At 59.9% G+C, this 14,441-nt stretch carries 4 protein-coding genes and 1 pseudogene; 1 reads left to right on the plus strand and 4 read right to left on the minus strand.

Annotated elements, in window-relative coordinates; all coding sequences use genetic code 11:
- Positions 1 to 7,926, minus strand: coding sequence for a two-partner secretion domain-containing protein (locus KHO33_RS24870; protein WP_200564036.1), 7,926 nt, complete (start codon positions 7,924 to 7,926; stop codon positions 1 to 3).
- An 857-nt stretch (positions 7,927 to 8,783) separates the two neighbouring features.
- Positions 8,784 to 9,701, minus strand: a pseudogene (locus tag KHO33_RS24875) (IS91 family transposase); the annotation flags it as partial.
- Positions 9,702 to 9,908: 207 nt separating this feature from the next.
- On the opposite strand from KHO33_RS24875, the gene KHO33_RS24880 reads away from it, so the two are divergent.
- Positions 9,909 to 10,259: a helix-turn-helix domain-containing protein gene (locus KHO33_RS24880; RefSeq protein ID WP_234480474.1), complete on the plus strand. Its 351-nt coding sequence runs from the start codon at positions 9,909 to 9,911 to the stop codon at positions 10,257 to 10,259.
- Between the two features lie 526 nt (positions 10,260 to 10,785).
- Here KHO33_RS24880 and KHO33_RS24885 read toward each other — a convergent pair.
- Positions 10,786 to 12,597, minus strand: a complete 1,812-nt coding sequence (locus KHO33_RS24885; protein WP_200564038.1) for a site-specific integrase — start codon at positions 12,595 to 12,597, stop codon at positions 10,786 to 10,788.
- A 2-nt stretch (positions 12,598 to 12,599) separates the two neighbouring features.
- Entirely contained in the window at positions 12,600 to 13,838 is a 1,239-nt protein-coding gene (locus tag KHO33_RS24890) for a hypothetical protein (RefSeq protein ID WP_200564040.1), read from the minus strand.
- Positions 13,839 to 14,441 lie beyond the last annotated feature (603 nt).

Consider the following 14,441-nt stretch of genomic DNA (forward strand, 5'->3'; position numbering starts at 1 on the left):
TCAATTTCCTCCTTTGATTACAGCAGCACCACCAGTATGCCTTACCGCATTGTGTAGGTCCTGCGGTATCAACTGCATCGTATTGCCGTCTTCCACGTGGTGCCAAACGTAGCCCTGCGGGGTTGATGGCAAACCGACAGCTTGGTTAGCCATCGCCGCGTCTGTGCCGTAGTTGCCGGTTAAGCCGTCAACCTCGACCTCCGCCTTCGCATATGGCGAGAAGTTGGGAAATCCTTGCGGCGTAAATTGAACCCCGTTTGGATATTTTGCCTGGAGCTCGGGCGAAAGGCCGTCGGAAGGATACAACTGCCCCGCGTACTTGCTGTTAATCGGCACTCGCCCATTTACCAAAACGATCCCGTCAGCAGCGGACGTATCCTGCTTCAGCAAGCTACCGGCCAGACCTAACCCTGCGGCTGCCTCGCCCGGTCCCTGGAAGTTCGACGAATCAGCACCGTATTTGCCGATGTACGTCGACATCAGCTGACCCAGATTGTCGTTCGTTACATCGGCGTACGACGGGCCATAGTTGTACTTCGCGTTATCAACAATGCTACGGGCCGTATCCTCGGCACCTGCCGGCACGGCCCATTGTTCGACGTACTGGCCTGCGGCGTCCTGGTAGAACGTCGTGCCGCGAGCTGCCGTGCCAGCCTGCGCATCGGCGAGACTGTTCCAGACGCGCATGCCGTTAGGACCGCCGTTACCGCCATACACGTTCTGCGCGGCCTTCAGCAGCTGATCCGGCGTGTACTGGGAAGCAAGCGTGTGGTTGCTCGCCAGCGCCTTGTTGATCAGCTGGACGACCTTGTCGCTGTGCTGGAGGTCGTTATTCAGCGCGTTGTTCTGCGCGGCGGTCTCCCCCGCCTGTAGATTCTGACCGCTGAGCGCCGCCGCAATCCCGCCCACCGCCGTGGAAAACGACCCTACGAAAGCCTGCTGGACGGGGAGGTCTGCGCCACTGGTTGCGGCAGCATAGACAAGCAGCGGCGAAATGACCGCGCTGGCCGCTGCACCCACCGCGCCTCCCGCGCATCCTGTTCCTACAGCGGCCGATGCCGCACAACCGAGTGCCGCGTGCTCAAGGATGTTTTGTGCGGTGTAGGAATCCGTGCTGTCGCCGATCCCATACGCGATGGCGGCGGCCATATCGCTCACCGTGCTGTTGCGGAAGTTTGTCAGGAAGCTGCCGCCGCCAATCGCAGTCTGAACGCCCGCCTGAATGCCCGCTTCACCTGCAATCGCAACGCCCTGCGTCAGCAGGCTGCCCGCCGTCACGGTCCCCGCCTGCGGAACGAGCGCGCCACCGACACTTTTTACGCCGGCGAGAGCAGACACGCTGTTGTCGCTGACTTGACTTCCCAGTCCCGACCATCCAAGGCCGCTATCAGACGTGTAGGTGATGCCGTTCGTCAGCCCAGCGGTGATTGCGCCGGTCAGACCGCCTTCGAGGGCGGTGTTAAAACTGAACTGCCCGGTGCTCGCCTGCGAAACGGCACTACCCATGAAGCCAGCCGCGCCCGCCGAGATCATCGACCCACCAACGGTGCCGGCGAGCGCGCCTCCGGCCATCATGGCTGTCGCAGCACCGGCCGTGATGAACGACGTCACCGCGACCACGAACGCCATCCCGATCTGCTGGAACGCACCCCCGGTATCGGCCAGCGACGTGAAGCTCGTGTGCAGGTCATTCGATACCGTGCCCTGCGTGAAACTGTTGCCCAGTTGGGCCTTCAGGTTCGCCAGTTCCTGCTGCGTGCCGGCTGCGTCCACCGTGCCGTCCGCGTTCAGCTTCTGCAGCGCCCCGCCGATCTGGTTCACCGCGTCGACGTTCATCTGGTAGTTGCCCGCCGACATGAAGCCACCCTGCTGCACCTCCGTGCCCGTCGTTGTCAGCAAGCCCGCGACGCTATCGATGAAGCTGTACTGCGTGCCGATGTCAGTCGAGCGCTGCTGGTTCGTGAGCGTCCCGCCGTTGACGGCGAGTGTGCCCGTCGCCGTGATCGAGCCGGTGTTCAGGATCGACCCACCGCTGGTCGCAGTGAGTGACACATCCTTTCCGGTGATCGTGCCGTCGTGCTGGACGACCGCGTAGTTCGCTGGCAGGTAGACCTGCGGCATCAGTGCGGTAACGGTCGGGCAACTTGCGTTGCCTGTCGCTGTACACCCAGGCTGCGGCACGGTCTCCTCGACGTACCAGAGCATCGGCGCATCGAGCGCCGCAATCTGCGCCTGGCTCAGCGCCGTGCCCAGGGCGATGTTGTTCGCCTCCGCATACTGGATCGCGTTGCCGTACAGGACCTGTTTTTCCTGGTTGGCCACCGACGTCTGGTTCTTGTTGTCGAACGAGAGGCCGCTGATAAAGCTCGCCTGGCCGGTCTGCGCGAGCGCGGCCTGCTGCAGGACCTGATCCTCGGTGAACGGGTCGTAATAGACCTGCGTCGTATTCGGCTGAAGGCTTGCGGGCAGGCTCGCGATCAGCTGGGCTGCGCCGATGTCACCCATCACCTGCGATGCCGGGCTGCTAACCAGATACGTCGCGCTGTGCGTGGCGCCCGCGACCGTCTGCACTGACGGGCTGCCAGGCACGGAGACGGTGCCACCACCAGAACCGGCACTGGCGACGGAGCCAAGCGCGCCGCTCGAACCATTGGTGATCGCGACGCCGATGCCCGATGCGCCAGCCAGGCCGGTGGCGACCTGCCCAAGGCCGCTGGCCTGGTTTGCCGCACTCGTCGCTGCGACCGGTGTGCCCACCGGCCCCAGCGAGATGACCTGCTGGGAGCCGGTCGCCTGCGGCGTATAGACGGCGGGCGACGTAATGCCGTTGACGATCGTCGCTCCAGTGAGCGCGATCTGCTGGCCCATCACGTTGCCCGAGTTCTGCAGCTGGCCACCTGCGGTGACCGACAACGAAGGCGCCTGGATCGTACCGGGCAGGCTTGCGTAAGGTGTGGGCGGCTGGATGCCATCGCCCGTGTGATAGGCGCTGCCAAACAGCGTGGAGCAGTTGGCCGAGGTGCCGCAACCGAAGTTACCCGGCGGCGCCGACGTGCCGATTACGCCACCCCAGCGGACATCGTGCCAGTAAGCGTTGAGCGTCTGGTCCTGGTTCGTTATCGTCGATGCCGCTGCGACCGTCGCCTGGCTGCCTGCGGTGATCAGACTACCGGTGTTGACCACCGTCCCTGCGCTGACCGACAGGTTGCGGTTTGCCGTGATGGTCGACGCATCGCCCGACTGCTCATCCACGAAGGCATCGCAGTAGTGCACGAATGCGCCGCTGCAGCCGAACTGCGCAGTCTCACCGTAGTTCTTGTAAACCTGCACCGGCGCGGACAGCGTATTGGTGAGCGCCGCCGTGCTGATCGCGATGTCGCGTCCGGCCTGGATGTTGCCCGACGTGTTCGTGACTGCGGATGACTGCGTGAGGTTCGTCAGCGGATTCGTCGGGTTGGTGTTATCACGTGTGGTGCCAGCCCCGCCAATGACGACGTCACGGCCCGCCAGCAGATTGCCGTACGTGTTGTTCACCACCGGCGCGGCGATCACCAGGTCCCGCCCCGCGAAGACGGTGTTGTTCGTCTGCGTGTAGCTGTAGGTCTGGGTGCTGGTCTGGTCGCCGAAAATGTTCGCCGTGTCGTTGGTCGGCCCGAAGGTCGGCGTGTAGTAGCTCACCATGTACGCGGCGACGGCGGTATTCGTCATCGCGTTCGTGAAATCCTGGCCCGGGCGCTCGTACATGAGCTCGTTGGGCCCCAGCGTGGTCCCGAAGTAACCGCACTGGGGCGCTGAAACGCCAGCGGCGCAGCCCGCGGACGAGGTCAGGGTGCTGGCGTGATACCCCTGATTCGTGAAGTTGTTTGCGGTAATGTGCAGATCCTGTCCGGCATACAGGTTCCCCGCGTTCGTCAGGCTCGCGCCCGTGCCGGTCAGCGACAGGTTGTTGCCCGCGACGATCTGCCCGGCGTTCTGGCTGGTGTAGGTCGTCAGCGTCGAGGTCTGCAGGGTGGGCGCAGCGGTCGACGTGATGATGTTCGCCTGTCCGAGAAACGGAGCGCCATAGCTGTTGTCCAGTGCATCGACGACATCAAGACCCGCCACCAGTGTGCCTGCCGTGTACGCTGCCTTCAGCTGTGTGAGGAAACCCGCATACGACGCAGGATCGATGCTGTCGGTGATGGTCGTGACGGCGGCCGCGCCACCGTTATCGAGTGACGCGACGTTCAGCGTGGCGTTATGGCCCGCCGAGATCGTGCTGCCATGGTTGTTCAGTGCGCCCGTCGTGATCGACAGGTCCTGGCCGGCCGCGATCACGCCGGCGGCGCCCGACGCCCGGGTTGTGGTGATAGTCTGCGTGACGGTGGGCAGGGCGATGCCATTGAACGTGCCACCGCTCAGATCCGCCGCAGGCGTGTCCGCTGTATCCGTACTCGCGACCAGCAGATCACCGACGCGCGCCGTGATGGTCGCGGTGTAATCGGTGGTCGTGCCGTCGGGCGTCGTAATCGGAACATCAAGGTTGAGCGATCCTATCGGCGCGGATAGCAGCGCGGAATCGAGACCAGCGCCGTGAATCGTCGTGGTGGAGGTGGACGTGGTGGTGGCGTTCGCGCCAGCCTGACTGTTGTTGACATTGGCCGCGACGATCGCGATATTGTTCTGTGCGGTGATCGTGCCGCCAACGTTGGTGAGGTCCCCCGCGAGGTTCGCGTTCAGGTTCCGGCCCGCAGCAGTCTTCGCGCCACTATTGTCGTAACTCGTGCCGTTCAGGTTGATGTCGCGCACGGCGCTGACCGTACCGCCATTGGTCGTCGCACCGGTGAGGTTCACGTCCTCGTTCGCGAGAATCGATCCGCCCGCCTGGTTGACGATCGTGCCGGACAGGTTGACGTCGTTGCCGGCCGTGATCGTGCCGCTATTGGTCAACGTGCCGCTGGTCGACAGCGTGATGTCGCCCGCCTTGCTGATCGTCCCGCTATTGCTGAAACCCTGCGTCGCGTTGATCGATACGCTGTTGCCAGGCATCGCCCAAGTGCCGGAGTTATTCAGTTGCTGGGTGTTGATCGTCAGCGCGTTGCCGAGATTGATCGTGCCGCTTGAGGCAGCCGACGGATCGAACGCCTGATTCTGCAGGTTCAGCGTGAGGTCATGCTGCGCGAGGATCTGGCCTCCGGCGTTGTTGAACGTGCCGTTGCCCCCCGTCACAGTGACGGTCGCATCTCCCGGTGCGCCCGGGCTCGCCGCGTTCGTACTGCCTGCGAACAGCACACCGTTCTGGTTACCGGCCAGGTTGCCCGTCGTGACATTCAGCGAATTCGTTCCGATGATCGCGCCGTTGTTGTTCGTCAGCGCTCCATTGGCCGTGACCGCCGTCGTCAGCCCCGCGATGGAGCCGGCGTTATTCACGTTGGTCGCGTTGACGGTCGTCGCGGCCGTTGAGATCAGGTTCGCGCCGGAACCGTTCGTGACGTTCGCACCCGTGACCGTCAGCGGCCCACCCGCCAGCACGCTGCTGGTATTCGTCACGCCGTTGGTGCCGGTCAGATTCGCCGCACCCTGAACCGACGTATTGCTGCCGCCTGTCGTCAGCTCGTTGCTCGCCATCGCCGTCAGGTTGCCGCCAATCAGCGCCCCGCCCGTGGATACGTTCGCGCCCGTCAGGTTGGCGTCCTTCACCACATTGAGCTGTCCGGCGGAAAGGTCCAGCGTATTCTGCGCGGTGGCGTTCAGCGTGCCCGATACGGTCGTCGTGCCACCGGTGGTGATGTTTGCGCCAGACAGGGTGGCATTGCCGCCCACCTGGGTGGTACCGGTCACGGCCAGGTTTTGCCCGGCCGACAGCGAAGCATCGCCTGCTGACTGCAGATTGCCCTGCGCGCCAAGGTTGCCCGACTGGGCTGTCAGCGTCGTTGTACCGAGGCTGGTTGTGCTACCCGCGACCGTGAGACTGCCGGTCGCCTGCGCCGCCAGATTGCCGCCGCTAAGCACCGCGCCATTGATCGAGGCATCCCCGCCGTTTGCCTTGAGCGTGGCGTTGCCGACGGCAGTCGCTGCGCCCACCGTCAGGCTGCTGCCCGCCGTCGCGTTCAGGTTGCCGCCGGTCTGGAGCGCGCCGGTCAGATCGATCGCCTGGCCCGCATTGAGCGTCGCATCCTGTCCGAAGCTCGCGCTGCCGGCACCCGAGAGGTTACCGCCCGCGTTGAGCGAACCGGTACCGTTGCCCGCCACGTTGCCGGAGACGGTCAGATCCGTGCCGGCCGTCAGGGTGGTATTGCCGCTCGTGCTGACGTTGCCGCCCAATGTCATGGCCTGCCCCGCCGTCGCGGCGAGGTCGCCATTGGCAAGCACGTTTCCGGAGGTGCTGACATTGCCCGTTGTGCCCGTCAGCGAAAGCGAGCCGCCAGACTGCGCCTGACCATTGATCGATGCGTTGCGCCGGGCGGCGATCTGCACCGCCGAGCCGCCCGTGACCGCGCCATTGACTGTCACATCACGTGCGGCGTTCAGCGCAAGCGCACCAGGGGCCGATACCGCACCGCCTACGGTCAGGTCGCCGTTACCGGTCTTCCCGGTGGTGGTCAGCGTGACGTTGTTGCCGGTGGCGATCGAGCCGACGGACATGTCGCCGCCGGACGTCAGGTTCACGCTGCCATTCGACTGAGCGGTGCCGACCGACAGGCCACCGCCCGCCGTCATGTTCAGGTCCTGCACCGACTGCACGGTTGCGCCCGCAGCGGAAATGTCGCCCGCTGCGTTCACCGTGTACTGGTTCGCCAGACCGTTGCCGCTCATCGATACATTACCTGCGCTCGTGAGCGTGGCGCCCTGTTGCGCATAGGTCGAGCCGGCGACGATATCCCCGTTCGACGTGACGACCAGATTGCCCGCGGTGGCCGCGAGAGGTCCGAGCGCACGCGCCCCCACCCCAGCAGCGTTCGACACGATGAAAATCTGTCCGGCCGTGACCGAGCCGTACTGGCTCGCGTCGATCGCGTAGCCACTCGAAGTTGGGGCGACCGGCACGCCATTGGCGGCCATCGCGTAGCCGGTTCCGGTCGCCCCTGCGCTCACCGGTGTGACGGTCTGGTTGCCAGCAATGACGTTTATGCGCTGGTCGGCATAAAGAGGCGCAGCGATGGAGACAGATTGCCCGATCAGATCGAGATTGCCGACTGTGCCTTCGATCCCGGCACCCGGCGTACCGTTGGCCCCTGCTGGCCCGCTGATGCTGATGTCACCGGAGGTGACGGAATAGCCCAGCGCTGCCGCATGGGCAAAGTCGGTTGACGTGCCACCCACGCCAGTGAGAAACTGCGCGGCACCGGTAGTGAGGGTGAGGTTCGAAGCATTCGTGACGCTCAGACCGTTAACGCTTATGCCATTCGGATTGCTTACGATTAGCGCAGCAGGCGCCCCGAAAATTTCGAGCGGGCCCGCCAGGACGCTTCTGTACTGTGCCCCGGTCGACGTCACCTGCGCGAGAATCGTACTCGCGGTCCGTCCCGCCAGGTTGGGGTTTGCGCCAAGCGTGCCGCCCAGCAATGGAGTGCCTGAGCTCAGGCTGTTATTGAGTACGAGGCCTGATCCGTCTACGTTCAGCGTCTGGAAACTGTTGACGCTTATGCCATTTGCATTAGGCGACGCGATGTTCACCGCGGCCACGCCCGAACTTGTCTGTGTGACGGTTGGCTGGAAAGCAATCGGCGCGCGCGGATCGACGATTGGCGAGGCATGGGCCACTTCGTCGAACAGGAAAGAGATCGGCGCCACGTACATCACAAACGCCATGGCCGATGCGGTCGCGCGCATCCACAGCGGGCGACGCGACTCTGCGCTCAACGTGCTGTTCGCCAAGCGGCTGGTCTCCCGCACAGCGTTACGTTGTACTAATCTGTTGAAGAACTGCTGAACCGGACGACGCATGAGAAGCCACGTTATTTCGTATTATTGGGGACCGCTTTGGCGCGACTATAAAGGACAATTCCGCTGAAGAATATCAGGGATGGTCAGCTTCACAAAATTTCACAATAATCTGTTGCTTTGTAGGAGTCATCTGATTGCGCGACGCGCATTGATTGCGTTAGATCTGAATCTGTTCAGGTCATCGAGCTTTGTTCAGCTATCCGATACAACAAACAGTAAAAGTGATGGATACAAACACCTCCGTTGAATCAAAAACCACCGAAGTGCATTAGGCCATCTGAGGTCGATTCTTGAACGTTCCATGTTCGCCGAGGCCAGCCGACGCGGACTGACCGAGCCCGAGCGTCAGCTAACAAGCTGTTGGTCAAAAGAAGCCGAGCTTAGCAGGCCAGCACGTCGAATGGCTGCTTTGCGCAATCGCGAGCGTCCCCTCCGGGTCGACAAGGGAAATTCGCGGCGAAACCGAGCTGGTGACTGGCGGGCACTGGCCGAACTTCCGGGTTCGTTAAGGGTTATTCGATGCCTGCCATCGACCACAGGAATGTGACGGTGCCTCTGCGCGTGTTGGCAGGCGTCGAATAAGCCTCGATGGAGGAAACCGCGGAGTGCCCCGATGCGGTTGGAGCTTCGCGGCTATGGCGATTGATCGGTCCGGATGCCCAGCGGTGCCAGATGCGACGCGGCCAGGCGGGATGCTTGATGGGCGCTGACGCAGTGATGAAGCGGTGCTGTGGCGCAATTGTGGTGGCGAAGCGGACGTGCGAGGGACTGCGCGAAGCGACACGCGCAAACGTCCGCTCGTGGGCCGCGTTGCCGCAAAGCCGACGTTCGACAGGCAGATCGAGCAAGTGTTGCGTTCATGTCTGACTCCGGCGCATTGGCGGTGCGCGGATCGGGGCGCTGCGCGCGAGGATGTCGATGACGATCATCGGTGCTCCGCAGTGCCGGCAGATGAAGACGGGGCGGGTTTCGATGATGGTGTCATCCGGTGGCGGGCTGACCTCGGGTGCGACGTGCAGCAGGTCCCGCACCTTCGCGAGACTGGCGCGGCGCACCGGGTTGGCGAGCAGCCCGTAGTGACGGATCCGATGGAAGCCACCAGGCAGCACATGGAGCAGGAAGCGGCGCATGAATTCGCCAGTTTCGAGGGTCATGGTCTTGTAGCGGGTGCGTCCCTGTGCACGGTAGTCCTTCCAGCGGAACGTCACGCCGCGCTCATCGAAGGCGACCAGGCGCTGGTTGGAGATGGCGACGCGGTGCGTGTAGCGTGAGAGGTACTCGAGCACCGCTGCCGGTCCGGCGAACGGGCGCTTCGCGTAGACCACCCATTCGCAGGTACGCAGCGGCGCAAGCCACCGGGCAAAGGTGGCGGGATCAGCGAGCCCGGTGTACTCGCCGAAGAACTGCAACTGGCCGCGCCGGTGTGCGTCTGCGAGTGCCTCGAGGAAGCGGCGCCGGAACAGGCGCGAGAGCACGCGCACCGGCAGGAAGAAGCCGGGGCGGCACGCAATCCATCGCTCGCCATCGGGCGACAGCCCGCCACCAGGGACGATGCCGTGCACGTGCGGGTGATGTGTGAGCGCCGAGCCCCAGGTGTGCAGTACGAGCGTGGTACCGATCTGGGCGCCAAGGTGTTTGCGATCTGCGGCGATCGTGCGCAGCGTGTCGGCGGCGATGTCGAACAGCAGTCCGTAGACAAGCCGCTTGTTGTACCAGGCGATTGCGCTGATTGGCGCGGGCAGCGTGAAGACGACGTGGAAGTACTCGACGGGTATCGTAATGAATCAACCACCTGATGACGACGTGCACCTTCGCCAGGAAACAACCACAGCATCGAGCAAATTTCGCCGACATCAAAAAAAATTGCAAACCCTTACTGCATAAGGATCGCACACACATGCCATTCACTTAATTCCCAGTGTACTGGGAAGACAAATTATAGCGTCAACTGGACAGTTCTCCCATTTCACTGGGAGAGAATTTTGGAATTGGCCGTAGTCTTTGGCGCGGTCTTGCGCGAGCATCGTCTTCGTGCGGAGCTTACCCAGGAACAGCTCGCCTTCGAGGCTGATATCCGGCGTAACTACGTCAGCATGCTCGAGCTGGGTGAGAATCAACCCACGCTGACAATGTTGTTTGCGCTTGCGGCCGCCTTGAGGTGTGCGCCAAGCGATCTGCTCGCTGAAGTCGAACGAAAGGTGCAGAGGATGCGGAGGTCGAAGAAAGCCGCGTTGAAAAAGCCAACACCCAAGCGCGCCCCAGTGGCCGCCAAGAAAGTGCAGGCAGATTCACCGACAGGAAAGCATAGCCGGCGCGCCCGTACCGACACGTGAGCCAACCACGCACTGCCCTAACCCTCGCCTCTTGGCATACTAGTCTCTGACTAAAGAAAGAGAGCAAGCGGTAACACGGCGTTGATCTGGTCGGCGAGTTTCTATGGAAACCGCCGATTACGACCGACGTTTTCGCTGGGACTTTGTGGTATTTGCCTCCTCTCGACCCGATCGTTTCTCCAGCTTCAGTCGCAGAAAGTTGATCTCGGCCTGCTGCTCCAGGCAAACGGTCAGCAGCGCACGATATCTATCTTCGCAGCCCGATGCACACCGATTCACTCCACTAAGAGCCTCGTCGTCTCCTCTTGAGTCCCCCGCATTTGTTGACTCCTGCAGCGACTGCTTCGGACCGACGATTTGCTTAACAATTTCCGGATGGCTGCTATACAAATTTGCACGGCTAACCCCCGCAGCCCTGCAAACTGCGGACACTGACAGTTTCCTCCCCCCGGTATCGCTAGCCAGGAAGGCGATCGCGGCTTCGACCCGTTCAAGAACGCTCAGTCCGCCATCGGAGCCCGCATGCTCATTGTTCATTTTCGTTAGTCTCAATGTCGGCTGACCCGGTCAAGAAGCCAGCGAGTACCGTGTTCGCGCCGTCGAGGCGACGTTCTACGAGCAAACGCGTTTGCGTGCATAAATCTCGGCTCAAAAAAACCTCTTGGTCGCGAGCCCTACGCTCCCACCATGCACGGTGCTTCGACGTAACACTCAAATTGCTACATCCCGAGCAGACATCTGGTGATCGCCTTATTTCGTTTGGCCCTTTCGCGTCTCCCTCACATCGCGAGTGTGCACGCGAATACACACAATATCCCCAATCGCAAGGTGCAATTACTACGTTCTCTTTAATGAGCCGGTCTACAAGTGCCTTCAAGCTCTTCCGGCCGCGGAAGCGGCTAACCTGTTGCCGCACATGCTTGAACGCCGTCGCTGCTCGCCCCCCAAGCTCAGAACTGGTTAATAAATCAGTGAGGGCAAGCGCGAGTTCCTCACGGTCCGCCTCTTCCAGCATCTTAGCGAGGTGATGGTCTCTACCAACGTAGTGCTTGTCCGTGAACGCTTGATATACATGTCCCAGTTGAGCACTTACCGGCTCAAGATTGCTCTTGTCACGTCGTACAGCCAGTTGCGCGAAGGTTTTCCTTGCCATATGACAATGAAACTTCTTTGCTTTGATCATACCTCCGACTAAACCACTGCGGACAAACAACCTGATACGTCGTTCCAAACCAGTTTTTGCTAACCGCCTCATCCGCACATTGGGTCTAAATAGCGGGGCACCTGGCGACCGCCCCAAAAATAGTGCGTTGTTCCTTCCCGTTATCGATTTCCGGAATGAAGTTAGAACTTCTAAGTACTGCACAATTCTTGGGACCGGGTCACCCGCCACCCATGTTCTGCGCCGTGCGCCTCTCTTTGCTGCAATTCCATTTATGTACGCCAGAGAAGATCCGTCTTTCGCGCGCTCCGTCGTCAGGCAATTGATGTCCAAAGCAAGTAGCTCACTTACTCGGAATCCGACAAGCATCAGCAACAGGAAGGCACAGGCCCCTTCCGTCACAGAGAGGGCTGTTGACACGAATTTGTGGAGTTGACCAACGTACCCTAGTTTCTCGCACAATCTCTTGAACTCATCGCGCTCCGAGATTTCGGAATAAAATTTCTTCGACATTGCCTTGCGAACTGACTTCGATTTCCCAAGTTCCTTTTTTCCTTCTTTCCAAGATGCTTGCACAATCTCGGCGATGAACTCTCCAAATTCATCTATCCAGCCAAGAGCCCCAATAATAAGAGATATCGCCACATCGTCATCCAATGCCTTCCAGGGTCGTCCCTCACGCGTCTTAACCAATGCAAGTATGTCGTCCGTCAACTCGTCTACGTCAATTTTCAACGATTGGGAATATTTCTGTCTGATCTCCCACATGCGTCTGAAGATAAGAATCCACTTCTCAACAGTTGCACGAGAAGGGTGATCATTTTTCATGGTGGAGCGAGATCGTATGCGGGAGAAGAATTCCAAGATTTCACCTGGACCTATATCTGAGAATCGCCAGATTGACTTGGAAACCATCCAATGCAAAAGAACTTTCAAATCATTAAACGCTGCTCGAAGAGTCCGTGGACTGTATGTCTCACGCCAGACATTGTCTTGCCCATATCTGGCAGAAAATAATTGCTTTGCAGAGCTAAGCAATGTGGCACGTTCATGCTTCGTACCATGCCCTTTTGGCAAGATGGAATTCCACTGAAGTAGAATAACTTCACCGGGAGACAAGTCGTCTCCCTCGACCTCCCAAACTTCTCGCCCCATCTTTACAATTCCGCCAGACATTGTCACTCCAGATCAGGAATTTTCATCAATTTCGCCAGCTCAGCCGCCTGCTTCATAACTGGCGGAGATATGGCGGGAATTATTTCGTTATTAATAATTTCGAGCGTATCCGCATATAAAGCGTTGAATCTCGGCATCCAGCCGCGGCGCAAAGCGCGCTCCTTTGCCTCCTCGAGGGCTGTCTTCGCCGCTAAGATGCGTGCGATGATTTTTGGATCGTCCAACGGCACAATCGCTCCTTGACACGTGCTGCATCGGGTGAAGTTCTCACATCGAACTCCAACTGGCGTCACTCCGTCCGCCCCCTCGAATGGATTGGAGCAATCAAATCCAAACACTGTTCCAGCCACTTTTTCTGCTCCCGCTGCGCTATGCCTTTTACTTCCTCTCGACCGCAGCACGACCTCTCCTGTCGCAAGTTGACCTTGAAACCGTGTGATAGCTCGGTGTAACGTCTCGGGAAACTTATCGATGCTCGTATATAGCGACGTTGTTCGGGTGCCCCTGTGGTTCAATCTTTTCTTGGGAACCTCGATAGAGCCGGATGCCTCATGGTGTAACCTAGCGGAGGTAGGGCGCCAATCGTCAAAATCAAAGTCTGGCAGACCATTATCCTTAATGAATTCGAAAAGGTAGTTATGAAGCGACTGGACGCTGGGGACTGTCGGCCGATCAGTTCGCAAACCTAATGACAGAAATACGCAGTTACTATCGGCTGAGCGTGCATATGGACGTAGGCCGGTATTCATAGTCAATAGCCTTCGAACAATGTTCGGAGCAGCCCATTTTTTACCGACGGGGAAGTCAACTCTCTGCACGCGACCGGCCCGCGGCTTTTCCCAGTTGAGATATTCGATATCGCTTCGTAAAGGATGGGTTGTTATACAATCCACCTCCAATCTACGGATCGGCATTGGATTGCCTCCAGTCTGAACTATGACGGAAAGGTAAAAGGGCAATATGTCAGACGTTGTCACGCAAATAAGTGACTTCAATGCTCCAAGGCCGCCGCAATCGGCAACGCGACGAGCAAGGCTTTGCTTCGCACGCGCCACAGCTCTTTGTCCCGGGATTCGCCCATTTCCGAGAAGCAACAGGTCTCTTAGTGTTTTTGCAGTTTCGGCATCCTCCGGACTGTGCTCGCCTTCCTCAGAAAGCAACGCTTGTCCCTTGAGAATTCGTGCCTCGATGATTTCGATCTTCGAGTAGCAGATGTCGAGCACAGTCATTGCGGTGTTCATTGACAGCGCTTCTCGTGCTCGCGGCTCGTCTCGAGCGAAGGGTGGAACGGCAAAGGAGGTTTCTTTCTGGACTACGTCGAACGCATTCCTGCTGCACCAACGCAACACGGAAAGCACCGTATTCTGGGTACTCTGCATCGTCGATCCGTTTAAGCCCGTTCCCTTAAGCCAAATGTGAAAGTCACTTGCAACTGACGCGGGAAGCGGCACGCGACTTTTCAGGTTCGAACACTGCAAACATAGAACAAACTTGCGGATCCATCGCCAATTTTGCCTTTGCGTAGCGATAGCCGTGTGACCGTATAGCGCAGCATGTGCTCGTAGCAACGCCTTTGCGATCGCCGGAGCCACGTCCATCTTAGAGCAGTCGAACTTCGCTGCGACATGCCCGTGTTCGTCAATCAACGAGTAGCACAATTCGCCGAATTCGCGCCTAAGTGTCATTGGTGGCCCCATACAGGTACGCTAGTGCATCCACGACGGCTGGCCTGGTGTTACGTCCCGGCCTAAATTAGGGTTGTCGTCGCGAGCTATGTGGCGTGAGATTGCGTGGGGCGTCGCGCACTAAATGAGGAATGGAATGGGCCTCGTTTAGTGCGCGAC

Source organism: Paraburkholderia nemoris (assembly GCF_905221015.1).
GTDB lineage: Bacteria > Pseudomonadota > Gammaproteobacteria > Burkholderiales > Burkholderiaceae > Paraburkholderia > Paraburkholderia nemoris.

Bases quoted from the DNA above. Each gene is read 5' to 3' on its own strand.
- KHO33_RS24870 (WP_200564036.1), bottom strand. From the start codon at position 7,926: ATGCGTCGTCCGGTTCAGCAGTTCTTCAACAGATTAGTACAACGTAAC.
- KHO33_RS24885 (WP_200564038.1), bottom strand. From the start codon at position 12,597: ATGTCTGGCGGAATTGTAAAGATGGGGCGAGAAGTTTGGGAGGTCGAG.
- KHO33_RS24890 (WP_200564040.1), bottom strand. From the start codon at position 13,838: ATGAACACCGCAATGACTGTGCTCGACATCTGCTACTCGAAGATCGAA.